15 protein-coding genes, 1 tRNA gene and 1 pseudogene are annotated in these 20,968 nt (G+C 68.9%); 9 read left to right on the plus strand and 8 right to left on the minus strand.

What is annotated here, in order from left to right; translation table 11 throughout:
• Positions 1 to 132: 132 nt before the first annotated feature.
• Positions 133 to 2,148, minus strand: a complete 2,016-nt coding sequence (locus EL249_RS12105) for an ATP-binding cassette domain-containing protein (RefSeq protein WP_169311646.1) — start codon at positions 2,146 to 2,148, stop codon at positions 133 to 135.
• A gap of 400 nt (positions 2,149 to 2,548) precedes the next feature.
• Positions 2,549 to 3,289, minus strand: a pseudogene (locus tag EL249_RS13875) (YiaD family glycine zipper/OmpA-like lipoprotein); the annotation flags it as partial.
• A gap of 561 nt (positions 3,290 to 3,850) precedes the next feature.
• On the opposite strand from EL249_RS13875, the gene serC reads away from it, so the two are divergent.
• The 5 genes from serC (at position 3,851) to EL249_RS12135 (ending at position 7,235) form a co-directional block, all read left to right on the plus strand.
• The gene (gene serC / locus EL249_RS12115; RefSeq protein WP_005671953.1) at positions 3,851 to 4,933 is read left to right on the plus strand and encodes a 3-phosphoserine/phosphohydroxythreonine transaminase; all 1,083 of its coding nucleotides are present in this window, start codon (positions 3,851 to 3,853) and stop codon (positions 4,931 to 4,933) included.
• A 14-nt stretch (positions 4,934 to 4,947) separates the two neighbouring features.
• Entirely contained in the window at positions 4,948 to 5,868 is a 921-nt protein-coding gene (gene pyrF / locus EL249_RS12120; RefSeq protein ID WP_005671952.1) for an orotidine-5'-phosphate decarboxylase, read from the plus strand.
• Between the two features lie 172 nt (positions 5,869 to 6,040).
• Positions 6,041 to 6,117 (plus strand) — tRNA-Met (locus EL249_RS12125).
• Between the two features lie 81 nt (positions 6,118 to 6,198).
• Entirely contained in the window at positions 6,199 to 6,903 is a 705-nt protein-coding gene (locus tag EL249_RS12130) for an AzlC family ABC transporter permease (protein ID WP_005671951.1), read from the plus strand.
• Complete coding sequence (locus EL249_RS12135) at positions 6,897 to 7,235, plus strand: branched-chain amino acid transporter permease (protein ID WP_005671950.1); 339 nt, start codon at positions 6,897 to 6,899, stop codon at positions 7,233 to 7,235. The genes EL249_RS12130 and EL249_RS12135 overlap by 7 nt, the downstream gene beginning before the upstream one ends.
• Positions 7,236 to 7,280: 45 nt before the next feature.
• Here the strand turns inward: EL249_RS12135 and EL249_RS12140 are convergent, their stop codons facing one another.
• From EL249_RS12140 to EL249_RS12165, 6 genes are all read right to left on the minus strand, one after another.
• Positions 7,281 to 8,081 (minus strand): histidine phosphatase family protein, encoded by an 801-nt coding sequence (locus EL249_RS12140; RefSeq protein ID WP_005671949.1) that lies wholly within the window; start codon positions 8,079 to 8,081, stop codon positions 7,281 to 7,283.
• Between the two features lie 16 nt (positions 8,082 to 8,097).
• Positions 8,098 to 8,997, minus strand: a complete 900-nt coding sequence (locus EL249_RS12145; protein WP_050781749.1) for an adenosylcobinamide-GDP ribazoletransferase — start codon at positions 8,995 to 8,997, stop codon at positions 8,098 to 8,100.
• Between the two features lies 1 nt (position 8,998).
• The gene (gene cobT, locus EL249_RS12150) at positions 8,999 to 10,066 is read right to left on the minus strand and encodes a nicotinate-nucleotide--dimethylbenzimidazole phosphoribosyltransferase (protein ID WP_050781747.1); all 1,068 of its coding nucleotides are present in this window, start codon (positions 10,064 to 10,066) and stop codon (positions 8,999 to 9,001) included.
• 62 nt (positions 10,067 to 10,128) lie between these two features.
• Positions 10,129 to 11,766, minus strand: coding sequence for a cobyric acid synthase (locus tag EL249_RS12155; protein WP_005671946.1), 1,638 nt, complete (start codon positions 11,764 to 11,766; stop codon positions 10,129 to 10,131).
• A complete protein-coding gene (gene cobO, locus EL249_RS12160) occupies positions 11,766 to 12,335 on the minus strand; it encodes a cob(I)yrinic acid a,c-diamide adenosyltransferase (protein ID WP_005671944.1) in 570 nt (189 codons plus the stop codon). The genes EL249_RS12155 and cobO overlap by 1 nt, the downstream gene beginning before the upstream one ends.
• A gap of 11 nt (positions 12,336 to 12,346) precedes the next feature.
• Positions 12,347 to 13,315 (minus strand): ABC transporter substrate-binding protein, encoded by a 969-nt coding sequence (locus tag EL249_RS12165; RefSeq protein ID WP_083799426.1) that lies wholly within the window; start codon positions 13,313 to 13,315, stop codon positions 12,347 to 12,349.
• A 320-nt stretch (positions 13,316 to 13,635) separates the two neighbouring features.
• Between EL249_RS12165 and EL249_RS12170 the strand changes: the two genes are divergently transcribed.
• From EL249_RS12170 to EL249_RS13760, 4 genes are all read left to right on the plus strand, one after another.
• Positions 13,636 to 14,121 (plus strand): hypothetical protein, encoded by a 486-nt coding sequence (locus EL249_RS12170; RefSeq protein ID WP_005671941.1) that lies wholly within the window; start codon positions 13,636 to 13,638, stop codon positions 14,119 to 14,121.
• A 211-nt stretch (positions 14,122 to 14,332) separates the two neighbouring features.
• Entirely contained in the window at positions 14,333 to 15,754 is a 1,422-nt protein-coding gene (gene miaB, locus EL249_RS12175) for a tRNA (N6-isopentenyl adenosine(37)-C2)-methylthiotransferase MiaB (RefSeq protein WP_005671939.1), read from the plus strand.
• Between the two features lie 5 nt (positions 15,755 to 15,759).
• Positions 15,760 to 17,211 carry a tetratricopeptide repeat protein gene (locus EL249_RS12180; protein WP_005671938.1) on the plus strand — a complete coding sequence of 484 codons (1,452 nt, stop codon included), beginning with the start codon at positions 15,760 to 15,762 and terminating at the stop codon, positions 17,209 to 17,211.
• A 263-nt stretch (positions 17,212 to 17,474) separates the two neighbouring features.
• Entirely contained in the window at positions 17,475 to 20,936 is a 3,462-nt protein-coding gene (locus EL249_RS13760) for a FecR family protein (RefSeq protein WP_126348243.1), read from the plus strand.
• Positions 20,937 to 20,968 lie beyond the last annotated feature (32 nt).

Below are 20,968 nucleotides of genomic sequence, written 5' to 3' on the forward strand. Positions count from 1 at the left end.
CGTGTGAGCCCATTCTACTGCCGTGCACCCTCCTGCCCCGGCCACACCATCGCCCGCTTGCGGTGATGGATGCAGCGACGCCCCCGGATGCCGACGCAGGATGCACATGTGCGTCATCCCGGCCTCTGACCATCACCCCTTCCGTTTCATCGACGCCGCAGCCTCTTCGCCCTGCTTCAGGAAGGCGGCCAGCTGCGGTGAATCGGAGTGGATCGTGCCCAGCGGTCCGGTTGCCACCACGCGACCGGCCTCCACCATGATCAGCGCATCGAACTTCGGCAGCAGCGACGGGCGGTGAATGGACGCCACGATGGTGGCATCGGCGCGTGCCTCGAAGAACGACTCGATCAGCGCCGCCTCAGTGGACGGGTCCAGCGCCGAGGTCGGCTCGTCCAGCAACAGCAGGCTGCTGGCTTCGGCCGCCACCAGGGCGCGTGCAATGGCCACCCGCTGACGCTGGCCGCCCGACAGGTTGCCTCCGCGAGCCGTCACCTTGGCATCCAGCCCGCCCGGCATCTTCGCCACGAAGGCACTGGCCTGGGCCGTCTCCAGGGCGCGGGCATAGTGACTGTCCCCGGTCCGCTGAGCCGCTTCGGCATTGCCCCCCACGGCATCGGCCATGGCCAGGTTCTCGCGCAGCGTGCCGCCAAACAGCTCGGCATCCTGCGGCAACAGCGTGGCCACCGAGCGCAGCGCCGGTGCCACGGCGGCTGCCGGCAGCGGGCCCTGGCCATCCGCCTGCAATTGCCCCGCCGACGGCGCATACAGGCCGGCCAGCAAGCGCAACAGCGTGGTCTTGCCCGAGCCACTGGGGCCCACCAGCGCATAGCGCTTGCCGCGCTGCAGCTGCAGGTCGATGCCGGTGAGCGAACCGCCCACCGCCTCGGGGTTGGACGGATCAGCGGGCTGGCGCTCGAACACCACAGAAGACAGCTTCAGCTGCTGCCAGTCTTCCGGAATCGCTGCGGCCTCCGGACTGCCAACGGCAGCGACCTTCTCGGCCGGCAGCGGCAGCGCACGGATCTCGTCGCCGCTGGTGTAATCGACCTTCTGCCGGGTGAGCGACTGGAAGTGCGCCGCCACGCCGGTGATCACGCTGCCAGCCTGCAGCGCATATTCGTACACCATGAACAGATTGCCGATGCGCACGCCTTCGGCCGCGCCGTCTGCCGCCGACGCGGCACTGCCCGCAGCACCGGCGGCTGCATCAGTGGCAGCCTGCACCTCCGGCCCGGCCGGCACCATGCCCTGCATCGACAGCCAGACGTAGAGCGACAGCAGAACGATCCACAGCACGCAGTTGAGCAGATCGACCGTGGCCCATTTGCCCTCGTTGTAGACGATGGCACGACGAACCGGCGCAAAGACGGCATCCAGCCGCGTCTCCACCAGCTTCAGCACGCCGCGCTGCAACCGAAGCGCCAGCACCGACAGCACGTTCACCAGACCATCGGACAGGCTGGCCCAGTACTCCCGGTCGGCGGCGTTCTCTTCGCGCGCCAGACGCATCATCACCTTGTCGAAGGCAACGATGATGGCCGCCAGCACCAGATAGCCCACCACGGCCACCACGCCCACCCAGGGCGAGATCAGCCACAGCGCCACCACCGGCCCCACCAGCCGCACCACGCTCTGCAGATAGATGAACTGGCTCTGCGCAAAGTCGTAGAGCGCGCGCGTGGTCTGCTGCACGCGGTGCGCCGTCTCCACGCCATGCTGGGTCTCGTGCCAGGCCAGCGGTGCGGCATACAGCCGCTCCATCAGGTCGGTGGACACGCGCTGGCGCACCACCAGCGCCACGTTGCGCTCCAGAATGCGGCCCGGGCCGTGCATCAGCCAGCTGGCCAGTGTGGCCAGAAACACCAGCGCCACCATCTGCGCTGCCTGCGAAAGTCCGGCCAGCCCCTGCGCCTGCAGCGTGTTGAGCGCGGTACCCGCCAGTGCCGGCACGGCCAGCTTGAAACCCTGCGAACCGATCAGCAGCAGCACCGCCCACATCAGCGTGCTGCGCCGCCCGTCCGCAAAGCGCCAGAGTTCCCGGTACAGAAAGCCGATGCCCAGCTGGGGGTTGCCCCGGTCGGAGCCCGTCTTGTCGGTGGCGCTCTTGCCCGAAGCGTGGTGGCTGCCGGCGGTGGATCTATCCTTCATGAAAACGAATGACCCGGCCGGCAACCGCGGAAAAGCATCGGAACCGAACGACATTCGGCGACGCTTTCCCGGCAGCAACCAGACCGGGTGGATGGGGAGGGGTGAATGAAAGCGTCCGCAGCCCGTCACGATGGACAGACTGCGGACCGTGCGGCCCGAGGCTCATGCAGGCCCTTGTGACTTACTGGATGGTCTGCGTGTAGCCGTCGCCGCCCTGATAGCTGCCGTCTTGGCTCCACTGGCCCGCACCGCGCTGCGGCTGATAGCTGCTGCGCTGACCGCCCTGGTAGCCCGTGTTGTACTGGCCGCCCTGACGGTTGTACTGACCATTGTTGTACTGACCGTTCTGGCCCTGCCCCTGGTACTGGCCGTTCTGACCATTGCCATACTGGCCGGCACGCTGCTGCTGTTCGGGGCTGGCGGCCTGACCCACGTAGATTTCCACGCGGCGGTTCTGGGCACGACCGGCCGGCGTGCTGTTGTCGGCGATCGGATCACGGCTGCCACGGCCATCGATCATGATGCGCGAGACCTGCACGCCGCGCGCCACCAGATAGTCACGCGCGCTGGCCGCACGGTTGACCGACAGCGGGTTGTTGATGGCATCGGTGCCGGTACTGTCGGTGTGGCCGATGATCTGCACCGTGGTGGCCGGGTTGGCCACCAGCGTCTGCGCAAAGCGATCCAGGATCGGCTGGAAGTTGGGCAGGATGGCCGCGCTGTTAACGCGGAACGAGATGTCGCTGGGGATGTCCAGCTGCAGCAGGTTCTCGCGGGTCTGCGTCACCTGCACACCGGTGCCAGCCGTGGCTTCTTCCATGGCGCGCTTCTGCTCTTCCATCTGGCGCGACCAGATGTAGGTGCCGATACCGGCGATGGCGCCACCGATCAGCGCACCATTGCGCACGCCCTTGCCACCGGCGGCATTACCGCCCAGGGCGGCACCAACGGCTGCGCCGATGCCCGCCCCGGCGGCCGTGCGCCGCTGGGTGTCGTCCATGCCGGCGCATCCCGCCACCAGCAGGGCCACGGCCACGGCCGTCACCACGGCCTGACGGGCGCCACGTCCCGTACCGGTCTGGGGCCGCGCCTGCACCGTCAGGGACTGGGCCGAGGCCGTGCGATCAAAAACTGTCGACATGCTGTTCTCCTGGCGGCATCGGGCCGCGGTGTTCGATGAAACGCGCAAATTATCACCCGATCACGGCGCAGGGCGTCAATTCACCACCCGCCGTTCATCGGCATGACGATGCCGCTCCGGCACGGTCACGCCCCCCACAACGCATCATGAAGGCCGCCTGCCGACACCCGAAACAAAGCGGAAACAAGCCGCTTCATGGTGATGACATGGCGATACACAGCCCCCTCTGCGCTGTCCCGCCATCCTGCGCGCCCCCACTTGACCACCGCATTGCGAAAGCAGCCGCGGGCGCCCAGCACGTTGTACAGTAGGCGGGCCTTTCCCTCGTTGCGACGTGCCATTCCTGTCATCCCCGTCAGCTAGACCCGTCCCGCCAGCCTGTCCTCGCCACCGCCTTGCAGCGCCCGCCCACCCGGCAGGCTGCCCAAGCACCCGCGTTCGCGGACTGGGTGGCAGCAGGCGCTGCGACTAGAATAGTGCGCACCCGTTTCAGGGCCCGCCCATGTCAGGGTGTGCCCTTTCGACATCCCTTTTCGTTTTCCGCCCCGCAGGAGTCTTCCCATGCGCAAGCTCTTCAACTTCAGTGCCGGTCCGGCCGTGCTGCCCGAGGCCGTGCTGACCCAGGCTGCCGCCGAAATGCCCGACTGGCACGGCACCGGCATGTCGGTGATGGAGATGAGCCACCGTGGCAAGGACTACATGGGCATCCAGGCCCAGGCCGAGGCCGACCTGCGCGAGCTGCTGGACATCCCGGCCGAGTACAAGGTGCTGTTCCTGGCCGGTGGCGCCACGCTGCAGTTTGCTGCCCTGCCGCTGAACCTGCTGCCCGAAGGCGGCAGCGCCGACTACATCGACACCGGTGTCTGGTCCGGCAAGGCCTATTCGGAAGCCCAGCGCTTCGGCACCGTGCGGCTGGCCGCCAGCAGCAAGGCCGACAATTACACCCACCTGCCGGCACGCGAGACCTGGCAGCTGGATCCGAAAGCCGCCTATGTCCACATCTGCGGCAACGAGACCATCGGCGGGGTGGAATTCCAGCAGACGCCCGACGTGGGCAACGTGCCGCTGGTGGCCGATGCCTCGTCGCACATCCTGTCGCGGCCGCTGGACGTGCGCCGCTACGGCATGATCTACGGCGGCGCCCAGAAGAACATCGGGCCGGCGGGCCTGTCGCTGGTCATCATCCGTGAGGATCTGCTGGGCCGTGCCCGCAAGACCATGCCGTCCATCCTGGACTATGGCAAGCAGGCCGAGAACGACTCGATGATCAACACCCCGCCCACCTACTCGATCTACCTGGCCGGGCTGGTGTTCCAGTGGCTGAAGAAGCTGGGCGGCCTGGCCGAGATGGCCCGTCGCAACGAGGAAAAGGCCCGGCTGCTGTACGACACGCTGGATGCCAGCAGCTTCTTCCGCAATCCCGTGGCCAAGGCAGACCGCTCGTGGATGAACGTGCCGTTCACACTGGCCGACGAGGCGCTGGACGCCGCCTTCCTGAAGGGCGCGGCCGAACGCGGGCTGGCCAACCTCAAGGGACACCGCTCCGTGGGCGGCATGCGCGCCTCCATCTACAACGCCATGCCGCTGGAAGGCGTGCAGGCGCTGGTGGATTACCTGAAGGACTTCGAGAAGACCCGCGCCTGAGACCCGCCACCGCCATGAACACGACCCCGAGTTTCACCCACACGCTGCGCCAGCGCTGGCAGGCCGCCGACTCGATGCTGTGCGTGGGGCTGGACCCCGATCCGGCACGCATCCCTGCCCATCTGGGCACGGGGCCGGACGCTATCGACCGCTTCTGCCGTGAGATCATCGCCGCCACCGCCGACACCGTCTGCGCTTTCAAGCCGCAGATCGCCTACTTCGCCGCCCAGGGCGCTGAAGACGTGCTGGCCGGCCTGATCGCACACATCCATGCCGAGCACCCCGGCATTCCGGTCATCCTGGATGCCAAGCGCGGCGACATCGGCAGTACCGCCCGCCAGTACGGCGTGGAGGCCTTCGACCGCTTCAAGGCCGACGCGCTCACGCTGTCGCCCTTCATGGGCTTCGACTCCATCGAGCCCTACTTCGAATGGGCTGGCCGCGGGCTGATCCTGCTGTGCCGCACCAGCAACCCGGGCGGCAACGACCTGCAGGCCCTGTCCGTGCTGCCCGCCGGGGATGCGACCGGGACGCCCTCTGGAGCACCGTCCCCGCGCCAGTCAGCTTCCGACACGGCCTCCAGCGCGCAGCCCGAGAAGCTCTACGAACACCTGGCCAGGCTGGCCGCCGGCCCCTGGAACATGAACGGCGAGCTGGGCCTGGTGGTGGGTGCCACCTTCCCCGACGAGCTAGCCCGCGTGCGGGCACTGGCGCCCCGGCTGCCGCTGCTGGTGCCCGGCGTGGGTGCCCAGGGCGGCGACGTGAACGCCACCGTCCGCGCGGGCCTGGATGCCGATGGGTACGGGCTCGTCATCAACTCGTCACGCGCCATCCTGTACGCCGGCAAGGGCACCGACTTTGCGGACCAGGCGCGAAAGACAGCCGTGGCCACCCGCGACGCCATCCGCGCGGCGCGGGATGCGGCCAGGGCATGAGGTATCCCCGGGCCTGCCGCACGGCGCCGGATGTTGCCAAGGTATGAGATCCTCCCGGGCCTGACCAGGGCCCGGATGGCTCCCCAATGCCCTCGATGCCAAACATTGCACGCAGGGTATTGAAGTCCGGCAAAAACCGTGTAGAATGCAGGACTTGCCTTGCAGCGAATGTGGAGATGTAGCTCAGCTGGTTAGAGCGCACGACTCATAATCGTGAGGTCGGTGGTTCAAGTCCACCCTTCTCTACCACTTCCTTGCTGCCGGCAGCCGCAAAAGCCCCTCCGGGGCTTTTTTCGTTTCTGGCCATCGGGCCGCCTCATATCGTTGCCCATGGCTGCATCTGCCAACCCTGCCCCTGCCTCCGCCCCGCCGCTCTCGGTCTTTCGGCTGTCCGTTCCGGTGGCCATGGGCTACATCCCGCTGGGCATCGCTTTCGGCTTTCTCATGGCGCAGGCTGGCGCCGCCTGGTGGGTGGCGCCGCTCATGAGCCTGCTGGTCTATGCCGGCGCCGCACAGTTCATGGCAGTGCCCATGTTCGCGGCCGGCGAATCGCTGGCAGCCATCGCCGTGGCCACCCTGGTGGTCAATCTTCGCCACATCTTCTATGGTCTCTCGGTGCTGGACCGCCTGCCCAGAGGACGCTGGGCACGTACCTACCTGGCCTGGGCACTGACCGACGAGAGCTATTCGCTCATCACCACCCTGCCCCCGCAGGCCACGCCCCGCCAGGTCGTCGGGGTGGCCATGCTCAACCACGGCTGGTGGATACTGGGCAGCTGCATCGGCAACTTCATCGGCATGAGCGTCTCGCCGGCACTGCAGGGTTTCGAGTTCAGTCTGGCAGCGCTGTTTGCCATCCTGGTGATGTCGCAGTGGAACACCCACCACCAGGTGGCCCCGCTGGTCACGGCGGTCGTGGCCTATGCCTCCGGCTGGGCGCTCTTCCCCGATCAGGCCATGCTCGCGGCCATTGCGCTGTCGGTGGTGGCCTGCATCGGCCTGTCATGGAAAAAGCCGGGGGATCGCGCATGCTGACCGGCTGGAACGCCATCGCAGCCATTCTGGTGATGGCCGTCGTCACCTTCGCCCTGCGGGCCCTGCCCTTCGTGGCGGCCGGCCTGCTCAGCCGCCACCGCCTCATCCGCGCCCTGGGACGCTTCCTGCCGGCCGCCATCCTGGCGCTGCTGCTCATCCATACGCTGGTCGGCTTCATCCGGCAGGATGCCCCCACCGTGGGCGCCTGGCCTACCCTCATCGCCATTCTGGTCACGGTGGGACTGCAATGGCGCTGGCGTCACGCGCTGCTCAGCATCTTCGCGGGCACCGGTGTGTACGTGCTGCTGCGCAACGCCCCCATGCTGTTCTGAACCATCCGCGCCCATCCAGCCAGAACTGCCGCCAACGGCCGTCCATCAGCAATCATCCGAGCGGATCCGCAGCCGGTGGCGCTCCATCAACGGCCAAGGCTCGCCAAACGCAATCTCGATACCGGGCCACTCCTGCGCCGTCGGCAGGCGCTGGGCGATGGCTGCGTCCACCGGGCCGAGAGACGATGATCCCGAAGCCCCCGTTGAAACAGGAGCAGGTGCCGATGCCATCCTGACACCGCCACCGACCAGCCTGCTCTCCATCACAAAGGAGTCTTCCTGTTCCCCCGGCAGGCCCGATGATGCAAGGCGCCCCTCCAGCAGCCAGTGAATACCCCTGATCACCCCTGCGTGCGTGATCCAGACCTGGGCATCGGTCTGCGTCCGCTCGGCGCGCAGCCCGGCCTCGATGCGTGCCAGGAAAGCGCCGACCGACTCCCCCGTGCCACCGGCCTGGTAATGACCGAAGTCCTCGGTCCACGCCGTCAGCTCGGCCTCGGGCAATTCGGCCCACAGCCTGCCTTCCCAGTCCCCCATATCCATCTCGGCCAGCCAGGCCTCCGGCGGCTGCAACACCAGGTCCGGTCGCAGTGCATGCAGCCGCAGGGCCAGTGCCAGACAGCGCTGACGTGGTGAGCTGCGCAGCACCAGCCCTTCGGGCAGGCGTCGCGCCAGGGTCTGCGCCGCCCGCTCCGTGTCTTCCGGCTGCGCAGGCACATCCAGCCGGCCATAGCACAGGCCCTTGACCACCTCGGGCCTGGGATGGCGCACCAGCCAGCGCCAGGGTAGCGCCGAGGTCACGCCGCTACCCCCACAGCCGGTCCGCCCACCATGGTCGACCCACATGCAGCCATGCCTATGCTCACGAGCCCACAGAGGGCATCGACGGTGCCAGCCGCACCGCCAGCACCAGGTACACCGCCAGCTCCGTCAGCTGCTGGGTGGCGCCCAGACAATCGCCGGTGATGCCGCCCAGCCGACGGCGGAAGATGCCCCCCAGACGCCAGGTCAGCAGCCCCATGGCCAGCAACGTCCAGGCCAGCGTGGCCCAGCCGGACGCCCACACCAGCCACGCCATGGCCGGCAGCGCCCAGGCCGTGGACACCCCGAACGACGCCCACTGCAAGTCCGCCACCAGCGCACGCGCCTTGCTGCCCTCACCCTGACCCGCCACGCTGCGTGGCGGCTGACTGCCACCCACATAGGGCAGCCACTGCGGCAACCCCATGGCCGCCCAGCGCGACAGCACATGGGCCACCAGCAGCGCCAGCACGGCCTGGCCCAGCCCCCCGGTCAGCAGCAGTGCCAGCAGCCCGGCCTTCAGAAGCAGCGCCAGCACCAGCGCCATGGCAGCATAGCTGCCCAGGCGCGAGTCCTTCATGATGCGCAGCGCCGTCTCGCGGTCGGCACTGCCGCCCAGACCATCGCAGACATCGGCCAGGCCATCCTCGTGAATGGCGCCCGTGATCCAGGCCGAAGCAATCATCGACAGCACCACGGCCACCAGCGCCGCCAGCGCATGCTGGCCACCCAGCAGCCACCAGGCCAGCGCCAGAACCGCTGCCGACATGCCCGCCACCAGCCAGCCCACCCCCGGGAAGTGCGCCGTGGCCGCCTTCATCATGGCCGGGCTGTAGCCCACCCACGCCGCCAACCGTCCGGGCAGCGGCACGCGGGTGAAGTACTGCACCGCCAGCAGTAGGTGACGGACAAAGCCGGCCGGACGGGATGACCGCCCAGAAGCCGGCGCGGTGTGCGGCATCTCAGGCTCCACGCGCCATCACCTTCTCCAGCGGAGCGATCTCGTTCAGCGCCCGGCAGGCCGATTCAAGCAGCGGCCACACCAGCGCAGCGGCCGACCCCTCGCCCAGCCGCATGCCGAACTGCAGCAAGGGATCCGCCTGCATGGCCTGCAGCATCAGCCGGTGGCCGGGCTCGGCCGAGACATGCGAGAACACGCAGCGCTCCAGCACGGCCGGCTGCAGGCGCGCAGCCACCAGCACGGCGGAGCTGGTGATGAAGCCATCGACCACGATCACGCGGCTTTCCAGCGCCGCCTGCAGCACCGCTCCCGCCAGCGTGGCGATCTCGAAGCCGCCCAGCGCCGCCAGCGCATCCAGCGGCTCGGTGGCCTGGGCATGCCTCTCCAGCACCTGGCCCAGCACCTGGATCTTGCGCTGCCGGCCCGCCGCATCCAGCCCGGCGCCCGGCCCCACCACCTGCTCGATGGGCAGACCGGCCAGGCGCGCCAGCAGCAGCGAGGCCGGCGACGTGTTGCCAATGCCCATCTCGCCCAGCAGGATGGCGTTGCCCGGCAGGCCGGCCACCTGTTCGCGGCCATTGCGGATGGCCGTCCGGCACTGTTCGGGGGTCATGGCAGGCTGCAGCAGCGCATCGGCCGTACCCGCGCCCACCCGGCGCAGCACCAGCCCGGGCTGCTCCGGCAGCGGATCGATCACGCCGCAATCCACCACCTGCACATTCAGCCCATGCTGGCGGGCCAGTACGCTCACCGTCGCCTCACCGGACAGAATGCCCTGCATCATCAGCGTGGTGACGGAAGACGGCCAGGCCGAGACACCCTGTGCCACCAGGCCATGGTCGCCCGCGCACAGCAGCACCGTGGGCTCCTGAAGCCGAGGCGACTCGGTGCGCAGGATCTGGCCAATCTGCACCGCCAGCGACTCCAGCCGCCCCAGCGAGCCCGGCGGCCGGGCCTGGGCGTCCAGCCGTGCCTGGATGGCCGCGGCCCGGTCAGCGTCAAGAACGGGAGGGATAAAAGGAACGACAGCCTCGGACTGCGAGGACGAAGACGAGTCATGCAGCGACATGGATAGGGAAACCGGAAATGCCATGGAAAACGGCATTATCGGCCAACACGGCCCCGGCTGCCTCAGTCCAGCAGCCCTTCCAGCACGCCCGGCGCAAAGCCGGCCGCCACATGATCGGCCAGACCGTCGAAGACCTCGGCCATGGTGCGCGCCCGCTGGCCAAACAGGGCTGCCAGCACGGCATCGTTCTCGAAGAGCCCGTGCAGATAGATGCCCAGCACGTTGCCGCGTGCATTGCACCAGCCCAGCGCATCAGGCAGCGCCCGGATGCCCTCGGTCGCGGACGACGACGCTCCGCCTGCATCGACCGGATCGGCCGCATCCATCGGCATCGTGCGTCCCTGGTGGATCTCGTAGCCAGACACCGGCACGCCCGACAGCGCGGCCCAGGCACCCGGCAGCGTCTCGAAATGCGTGCTGCGATGCCGCAGCACCTTCTCGTGCTCGAAACGGGTCTGCAACGGCAGCAGCCCCAGTCCCTCGCCGCTGCCGTCCAGGCCCAGCGGATCCAGCAGCATCCGGCCCAGGATCTGCAGGCCGCCGCAGATGCCCAGCACCCGGCCGCCGCGCGCCGCGTGGGCCTTCACCCAGACATCCAGCCCCTGGCGGCGCAGCCAGGCCAGGTCGGTGCTGGTGTGCTTGGAGCCGGGCAGGATGATCCAGTCCTGCGGCGACAGTGTCGGCCGCATGCCGGCATCACGCACCGCCACCAGCTGCACGCCATGCAGTGCCGCCAGCGGCTCGAACTCGTCCAAGTTGCTGATGCGCGGCGGCACCAGCAGCGCAATCTGTTCGGGCATGGCCGGGGCATCCACGGCAGGAAGGGACGCAGCTTCGAGGCCTGCGCCAGCCCCCTCGTCGATGCCCGCTGCCTCGCAGCCGTCACCCCCGCCGTCAGATGCCCCACCGCGCCCCGCCTCAACAGCTCGCCGAGCAGCAGCCCGCCGGTCCCGATCCTGGAACCAGCCATCCTCTTCCGGCAGCCCGTGACCGGTCCGCATCGGGATGGTGGCCACCACCGGCACGCCGGTCAGTTCCAGCATGCGCTCGGGCGCCGGGGCCAGCAGGCCCGGATCGCCCCGGAAGCGGTTCAGCACGAAGCCCTTCAGACGCCGGCGGTCTTCCTCGGGGATCAGCGCCCAGGTACCGTACAGGTGCGCGAAGGCGCCTCCCCGATCGATATCCGACACCAGCAGGCAGGCGGCATCCGCGTGCCGCGCCACGCGCAGGTTCACCACATCGCTGGACTGCAGGTTGATCTCGGCCGGCGACCCCGCCCCCTCGATCACGATCACGTCGTATTCGCGGCGCAGCGCGTCCAGGGTCTGCGCCAGCAGCGGCCAGACCTGGGCGCAGCGGGTCCGCCAGGGCAGCGCGGTCAGCTCGGCGTTGACCCGGCCCAGCAGCACCACCTGGCTGCGGGTGTCGGCCTCGGGCTTGAGCAGCAGCGGATTCATCTGCACCGTGGGCTCCACCCCGGCAGCCAGCGCTTGAAAGTACTGGGCGCTGCCGATCTCGCCACCGGCCACCACGCGGGCGTTGTTGCTCATGTTCTGCGCCTTGAAGGGCGCCACCCGCAGCCCCTGCCGCGCATACCAGCGGCACAGCGCCGTGCACAGCCAGCTCTTGCCGGCCCCGCTGCTGGTGCCCAGCACCATCACGCAGCGGGCCGGGCGCCTGCCTGCCCCGACGAGCGCCATCAGTCCTCGATGCCCCGCTGTGCCGGCACCCCGGCCTCGAAGGCGTGCTTGACCTTGGTCATCTCGGTGACGGTATCGGCCAGCGCGATGATCTCGGGCGGGCAGCGCCGTCCGGTCAGCACCACGTGCACATGCGGTGGCCGGTTGGCCAGCGTCTCCAGCACCGGCTCCAGCGGCATCCAGCCATAGATCAGCGGATAGGTGATCTCATCGAGCACCACGAGAAAGTGCTCGCCGGCCATGATGGTCTTGCGGGCCCGCTCCCAGCCTTCACGCGCCAGAGCGGCCGATCGCTCCAGGTCCTGGCTCTTCCAGCTGAAGCCATCGCCCAGCCCCTCGATGGGCACGCCCAGCTGCTCGAAGGTGCGGTGCTCGCCAAAGCGCGCCGACGGTACCTTCATGAACTGGTAGATGTGCACCGGCTTGCCGCGGCCATGCGCCCGCAGCGCCAGCCCGAAGGCGGCCGTGCTCTTGCCCTTGCCGTCTCCGGTATTGACGATGATCAGTCCGCGCCGCTCCCCTTCCCGTTTCTCGTAGGGTTTCTCGCGCGGCGGTTGTTCGATTTCCATGCTGTTTCCTTTCAATGTCCTGCCTGTCCGGACGCCGGCGCGCCCTGCACCCGCAGCACGCAGTCCCGCAGCAGCCGGGCCCCCTCGGCCAGGCGTGGACCGGGGCGCACCAGCGCATCCAGGTCCGACCCGTCAAACAGGCACACACGTCCTTCGCGCAGGGCCGGCAGCCTGCTCCAGCCCGGCCTGGCCCGTAGCGCAGCCAGCCCCTGCTGCTGCGGATCGCTGATCACGAACAGCTGCGGGTCTGCCTGCAATGCCCATTCGCGGCTCATCGGCACGAAGGGAGCGGAGCCGGCCGGCACGACGTTCGCCAGCCCCAGCAGTGCCAGTGTCTCGCCCAGGAAGGAATCCGGTCCGGCCAGCCAGGGGGCCGGATCGATCTCCACCCAGGTGCGCAGGCCACGGTCACGCGCCGGCACGGATTCTGCCAGATCGTGAAGTTCGCGGCGGATGTCCTCCCAGACCTGCTGCGCGCGCGCCTGCGGCAGGCCCAGCACCCGGGCCAGTCGCGCCAGCGTGTCAGCCACGTCAGCATGCCGCTGCGGCGACAGCACCAGCACGGGTACGCCCAGCCGTGCCAGCTGCTTCACCAGCGGGCCATCACTGGCCAGCAGCACCAGATCCGGCCGCAGGGCTGCCACCGCCTCCACGTTGAAGCTGCCGAGGCTCCCCAGATGAGGCAGCTTCGTCACCGACTCCGGCCAGTTGGAAAAACGGTCCACGCCCACCAGCCGATCGCAGGCGCCCAGCACGCAGACCGATTCGGTCAGCGTCGGCGACAGCGATACAAGCCGCACCACCCGGGCAGGCGGCGCCAGGGCCTGCCCCCGGTCATCGACGACCGAACGCGCCGGCCCTCCCGCCGCATCCGCGCCAGCAGCCTGTGCTGCCCACATCCACGCCAACCCGACCAGCGCCAGCAGCCCCGTCAGCCACCGTCGCCCGGCCCTGGCCGAGCCCATCCCACACCGGTTCATTCCACACTTCCCCCACAATCAATGCTGAAACAACGCTTTACGTTCCTGGCTACTTGGCATTAGGTAATTTTTCTGACATTATCGACAATTGGTAACACGATGTTCCCATTCGCTACAAACAACTGAACGAACAACAAAAGCCCCGAGGCCTTCCCGCCGGCTGCAGCGGTCGCCAGGAACCACTGCCCTGACCTGTTTACCCAGCGCCGTCTGTACCCGGGAACCTCTCCCTGTCGATCCGGTCCGGTCCATTGTGCCGGATCCCGTTCCGTGGCACCTGAACGCTGCGGGCGGACCCTTGCTCTTGTATCGGATTTGTCATGATCACCCGTTTCCTTGCTGCCCGCCGGACTACCTATCGTCCACAGGTGCAGGCCCGCCAGGACGCTCTACGCAATGAAAAGCTTGCAGCATCCGGCCTGTCGCACCCGCAGCGACGCAGTCTGCTGCGTCGTGCCGGCGCGTGGCTGCTTGCACCGGCCTGCATCGCCGGCGGCACGGCCCTCGTGCTGGACATGCTGACAATGCCGGCCACGGCAGCACAGAATCGCCATTTCCCCGACAATACCCAGCTGGGACGGATCCGCTTCGGCCAGTTTCCCGATGCCACGCTCAACGGCAAGCCCGTCCGGCTGGGGCCGGGCGCGCGGATCCTGAACCAGGACAACCTCATCGTTCCGCCCATCGCCGTCCACGGCAAGAGCTACGTGGTCGGCTATGTCACGGACACGATGGGCATGATCATGACCGTCTGGATCCTGAGCGAAGAGGAATACCGGGCACTGCGCAGACAGCACAGCCGCTGATCCGGCCACGCCATCGGGCGGGTCGGCCCACGCCACCCGCTTCGTGCTGCCGGCACCGCCCCCCGGTTCCCGCCGTCCCAGGCTCCGGACATTTCCGGATGACAGGGCAACCGCACGACGGTCCCTGCCATGCACGGAAAGCCCCGGCCGAGAGGTTCCGGCAACCCCATGCCGCTAGCCCCCGTCCGGGTCTTCGCAAGGACACGACTGCATGAGCCGAAAACTCTACCTGCGCACCTTCGGGTGCCAGATGAACTCCTACGACAGCGAACGGATGGCCGACCTGCTGGCCGAGACCGAGGGCGCCGAGCTGACCGACGACCCGAACGAGGCCGACATCGTCCTGTTCAACACCTGTTCCATCCGCGAGAAGGCCCAGGAGAAGGTCTTCTCCGACCTGGGCTACTTCCGGGCCATGAAGGCGGCCCGCCCCGAGCTGATCATCGGCGTGGGCGGCTGCGTGGCCAGTCAGGAAGGCGAGGCCATCGTCTCGCGCGCGCCCTTTGTCGACGTGGTCTTCGGCCCGCAGACGCTGCACCGCCTGCCCGAACTCATCGACCGGCGTCGCCAGACCGGCCACTCGCAGGTCGACATCCGCTTTCCCGAGATCGAGAAGTTCGACGCCCTGCCGCCGCCGCGCAAGGTGGGTGCCAGCGCCTTCGTTTCCATCATGGAAGGCTGCAGCAAGTACTGCAGCTTCTGCGTGGTGCCGTACACCCGCGGCGAGGAAATCTCCCGCCCCTTCGAGGACGTGCTATCCGACGTGATCACCCTGGCCGAACAGGGTGTGAAGGAAGTGACGCTGCTGGGCCAGAACGTCAACGCCTACCTGGGCCAGGTTGAAGGCTTCGACGCCCCGGCCGACTTCGCGACGCTGCTCGACTACATCCACGACATCCCGGGCATCGAGCGCATCCGCTACACCACCTCGCACCCGCGCGAGTTCACCGAACGGCTGATCGACGCCCACGCCCAGCTGCCCAAGTTGGCACCGCTGGTACACCTGCCCGTGCAGTCGGGCTCTGACCGCATCCTGGCCGCCATGAAGCGCGGCTACACGGCGCTGGAATACCGCTCCATCGTGCGCCGGCTGCGTGCCGCCAGCCCCGGCATCGGACTCACTACCGACTTCATCGTCGGCTTTCCCGGCGAGACCGAGGCCGATTTCCTGAAGACGCTGAAGCTGGCCGAGGATCTGGCCTACGACGACGCCTACTCGTTCATCTACAGCCCCCGCCCCGGCACCCCGGCTGCCAACCTGCAGGACGAAACCCCGCACGAGGAGAAGGTGGAACGGCTGCAGCGCCTGCAGGCCGTGGTCCAGCAAAGTTCGCTGGCCATTGCCCGTGGCATGGTGGGCTCGCGCCAGCGCGTGCTGGTGGAGGGCCCGTCGCGCAAGGATGCCAGCGAGCTGTCGGGCCGCTGCCCCAACAACCGCATGGTCAACTTCCCCGGCGCTCCCGAACTCATCGGCCAGCTGATCGACGTGGACATCACCTCCGCCATGAGCCACACGCTGCGGGGCGAACCCGTGGCCGAACAGCTGCCCGAGGTGCTGGCCAGGGCGGCCGCCGAGCGCCATGCTCAGGTCGGTCTGGACGCGCGGGAAGTGGTCCGCCCGCGCGCGGCCTGAACATCATGAAGCAGCCGGGGTCCGTGCAGCTGCGGTGGATGACGGTGCTTGCGCTGGCCCTGAGTGCATCCACCCCATGGGCACAGGACGCTGAAGACACCGCGGCGCCCCGGCAATCCGGCACTCCGGAAGCCCTGACGGAGACTGCAGCTCCCCAGCAAGGCGTGCCGACACCGGAAGCCGTCTCACCGGAAGGCAGCTTCTCTGCACTGCCCGCCCTGCTGCAGCAGGCACGCGCCCTGCTGCCCGACCAGCCCGAGGCCGCCTGGCGGCTGCTGGAGCCGCAGACCTGGCACTACGCCGGCAGCCGCGACTTCGACTACCTGCTGGGTGTGGCCGCCCTGGACAGCCACCGCGCCAGCGAGGCCGTGATGGCCCTGGAGCGCGTGCTGAACAACCATCCCGACGACATCCCGGCCCGCACCGAGCTGGTGCGCGCCTACCTGGCGCTGGATGAACGACAGAGCGCCCACGAGGCCCTGCAGCAGCTGCTGCAGGCACAGGCGCTGCCCGACGACGCCCGGCAGAGCATCCAGCGCTACCTGGACATCATCAGCCGCCAGCCCCAGGCCGCCAACCGGCGCTGGCAGCTGACAGCCAACCTCACTGCGGGCCAGGACAGCAACGTCAACGCGGGCAGCACCCGCTCGCGCTGGGTCGTCGACGACGGACAGGTGCTCACCCCGCTGGCCGAAAACCGCCCACAGTCCAGCCCCTTCCTGGAGCTGGGCCTGCAGTTCCAGCACTCCCTGCCGCTTTTAGACGCCCTGATCTGGAGCAACGGCCTGCAGGGCAGCCAGCGCATGAACACCCGCCAGCATCCGCAGGATACGGGCATGCTGGGCGCCAGCAGCGGTCTGGCCTGGACCCGGGGTGCCCATCGCCTGTCGGCTGCCCTGAACCTGCAGCAGATGTGGCTGCACGGCCATCGCTTCCGTCGCGCCAGCGGCGTGCTGGCCCAGTGGCAGTTCGACCCCGATCCCAGACACCAGCTGGGTCTCTACGCCCAGATCTTCCGGCTGGACTTCGACGACCAGCCGCTGCGTAATGCCCGCCGCACCGTGCTGGGGCTCACCTGGGCGCACGCCCTGGCCGGTCCGGGCAACACGGTCTTCATCGCCAACCCCTACGGCGGTCAGGAAAGCCCGCGCCAGCCCCTGCCCGTGCTGGACTTCCGCCTGGCCGGCCTGCGCCTGGGCCTGCAGCGCGACCTGGGCGCCGGCTGGCGCGGCAACCTGGGCGTGCAGTGGGAAGAACGTCGCCACCGCGGCCCCGACCCGCTCTTCGGGCGCATCCGCCATGACCGGCAGCTGGACCTTCGTCTGGGCGCCGAATACCCGATCGGCCCGCGCCTGCTGATCACCCCCCAGCTGCTGCACACGCGCAACCACGCCACCCTCGCTCCCAACGACTTCCGGCGCACTCAGCTTCTGGTAGATGTGCAGTATCGATGGTGAGGGAATGCGCTGATGCGCTGACCGACCCGATCGAACACCTGCTCAGCCCTCAGCCTTTCACCCCACCGTTGCCTCTGCCCCACACGGGTCGCCACCGCCCCCTCCAGCATCCGCCATTCATTCCGGGCCTCCGCCGCATCCATCGCCCACCACCGATCAGCGGGCAGCTGGCGTCGATTGCCGGCCCACACGCCCCTGCCCGACCGCCCCCGCCACACCCACAATGACCGGAGCGTCCTTGATGCCTTGTGGCGACCCCTGTCTTGGCGGAACTTCCAAACCAGCCTCTGTCGTTCCCGGATGCCAGCACCCGCAGCACCCCGCGTGCCGCCGCTGGCGGCTTCCGCACGCCCGCAGCCCATGAAGAAGCCCCCACCGACGGACAGCCGCAAGGCCTGCGCCCCGTTCACCCGGAACGCCTGACACACCTCACTCCCATTGCGCACGCCTCCCGCGCCTGCACGACGGACAGCCAGCGCCCGGGCCCATTGCGCGGCCACTGGCTGCTGCACCTTGGCCTGCCTCTGCTTGTGCTGGCCATGCCCCCCGGCCACACGCCCGCCCTGGCGCAGTCCAGCGGACTGCCTGCGCCCACCCCTGCCGCCGCTGTACCCGCCACCATCGCCGGACGTCTGATCATGGCCAGCGGCGACGTGCGCATCGTGGATGCCGGCAGCGACGCAACGTCGCCCGCCACGAACGGACAGACGACGCCATCGGGCCGCCCCGCCCGCACGGGCGACTGGCTGCAGCCCGGCCAGATGGTCGTCACCGGCAGCCACGGTCGCGCCCAGATCCGCTTCCGCGACGGTGCGTTGATCTCGCTGCAACCCGAATCCCGCTTTCGCATCGACCAGTACGCCTACGGCGAAACGAAACAGCGCGGCTTCTACAGCCTGCTGGAAGGCACCCTGCGCGCCATTTCCGGCGCCATCGGCAAGAAGGATCCCGACGACTTCCGGCTGGACACCCCCACCGCCACCATCGGCATCCGCGGCACCGAGTTCCTGGTTCAGGAAATCCACTGTGCGCCCAGCTGCAAGCCCGGCCAGCAGGATGGCCTGAACGTCGCCGTCAGCCACGGCCGCGTCTTCGTCTTCAACGGCGCAGGCGCCATCGACCTGGCGGCCGGCCGCGCCACCTGGGTGGCTTCGGCCACCTCGCGTCCGCAGCCCACCACCCGCCGGCCGGTCATCAGCGCACCGCCCACGCAGCAACAGAAGGACGAAGAGCAGCAGGCCGAGCCGCCCTCCCAGGCCAGCAAAGAAACCGCCGCCAGCTCTTCAGACAGCGGTGACGAAGACACTCGTCAGGAAAGCACGACCGCCAGCGATCAGGACAGCCCCCATGATCAGGACAGCACGCAGGCATCGGACCCGGCCGAATCACCATCCACCAATGCCGGCACGCAGGACGCCCATGCTGCTTCCAGTGACGGTGCGCAAAGCAACGGGACACAAAGCAGTGCCTCCCGCCAGCAGGCCGCCAGCACCCTGAGTCCCAAGGCCAGCGCCTCGGTCGCGGTCTCGGCTGCCTCCAGCACGACGGCCCCCGCAAGCGGCGGCCTTGCTGCACAGCCAGGACCGCTCAGCGCCCCCACCCTGAGCCTGCCCGACGTCGAGCGGAGCAGCCGCACGCCCGCGCCAGCCCCGATCTCGTCGTCCCGTCCCGAGGCGCGCCCCCAGCCTGCGCCCGCCCCTGAAGGACGCCCTGCAAAGCCATCTTCGCAGCCCGCCGGCGATGCGCCGGCCGAACAACCATCGCGCCCCGAGCCAACTTCACCCACACTGGCACCCGAACCAGCACCCGCTGCAACGCCGGCGGCTGATCCGGCACCAGCGCCAGCACAACAACCAGCGCCCGCCCCCCGTCCGACGCCAACGCCAACACCATCGCCCACCGCGGCGCAACCGGCGACCGACACCCCAGCGTCAGCATCGCCCTCACCGGTGGCACCGGCCAAGCCGGTCGGCCCGGTCTCGCCCTCACCAGCCCCGGGACCGACACCGGCAGCCGCACCTGCACCTGTGCCCGGGCCAGCACCTGACACGCCTATCACGCCTGTTGCACCTGCCACACCCGTCGCACCTGTAGTGCCTGTCAATCCCGTCACGCCTGCGGCTCCCGCAGCCCCTGACGTGCCCGCAGCACCTGTTGCACCTGACACGCCAGCTGCACCTGTGGCCCCCGTCCCGGTCACTCCCGCACCGGATCTGTCCCCAGCACCCACCCCGGTCGTGCCGGCTCCCATCCCGCTACCAACGCCGGAGCCGACGCCTGCCCCCCTCGTGCCTCCCGTCGTGCCGGTCCAGCCTGACCTGCCCACGACGCCGGAGCCCATCCGTCCGCGCCCGCCCGAGCGGACACCGGACCCTGTGCCGGAGCCGGAACCGCTGCCTGCACCGACACCAGATCCAGCCCCGACGCCCAAACCAGCGCCTGAGCCTGCACCCGAGCCCGTTCCGGATCCGGCGCCCGTGCCCGTGCCACAACCCGAGCCAGAGCCCACACCCAAACCTACACCGACCCCCTCGCCCGAGCCGGTGCCTACACCTGTGCCTGCACCGGCTCCGGTACAGCCCTCCGCGCCGGATCCCGTTCCCACCCCTGCACCGGTACCGCAGCCCGCTCCCGAGCCGACTCCCACACCTTCACCATCTCCTGCCCCCGTGCCGGTGCCCTCGCCTGGTTCTGATCCGGTCCCCGTACCGACACCCACGCCGGCACCACAGCCGGCGCCAGCTCCGGTACAGCCTCCCGAGCCCGATCCGGCTCCCGTACCTGCGCCGATGCCGCAACCCGCTCCCGAGCCAGCCCCGACGCCTGCTCCGGCCCCCACGCCAGCACCACGCCCCGTTCCCACGCCGGCGCCTCGGCCCGCGGTCCCCGTCCCGGTACCGCCTCCGGTGAGCCTTGCGCCTGCCCTACCCGCCGGCAGCCACGCCGCCGGCAAGCTGCGCCTGCTCACCCACAATGCCCCCTGGCCCTTCAACTACACCCTGGAAGACAGCGGGCCACAGCTCAGCCTGAACAGGAACCTGCGCCCCGAACGTCTGGGCAGCTGCGGCATGTTCGGCAACTGCCTGGATTTCCGGCAGGCCAGGCTCGCCGAATCCGGCCACAGCGGTGCCGTCACCTGGGGACGCTTCAACGGCGGGCAGGCACGTCTGCGCCTGCTGCTGATGGATCTGGACAACCAGCTGCAACAGGATCGCGGCATCCACTATCTGGCGGGCATTCCCACCGTCACCATGCCCACCCACGGCGCGGCACGCTACACGCTGTCAGGCGCCACTGCCCCCACCTTCGGCAAGGGCGGCACGGCCCCCGGCAGCTTCTCGGGTCAGGGTCTGGTGCAGTTCGGTCCCGGAACGGGCACCCGCGTCGCGCTGGAAGGCCAGCTCAAGTTCGGCAACGATCAGCACTACCGGATGGTCACCGAGGGGGCCGGCTTCGATGCCCAGGGACGCCTGAACACCATCGGCAACACCAACCTGCGCATGACCGCCCCCAACACCTTCACCGGCCAGTTGCAGGTGCATGCGCTGGGCCGCAGTGACGACATGAAGTGCGGCGCCGGCGACTGCCGCGCCGACGTCAACGGCGCCTTCTTCGGACAGGACGCCGCCCAGCTGGGATTCGGCTACACCGTCAGCAACCCGACATACAGCGGCGAGACCGACACCATCCAGGGCGTAGCCGTGATGGATCGCAGCGCTCCCTGACCTGGCCAAAACCGGACGGCACGCCCCCTGCG

The organism is Lautropia mirabilis (assembly GCF_900637555.1).
In the GTDB taxonomy this organism is placed as follows: domain Bacteria; phylum Pseudomonadota; class Gammaproteobacteria; order Burkholderiales; family Burkholderiaceae_E; genus Lautropia; species Lautropia mirabilis.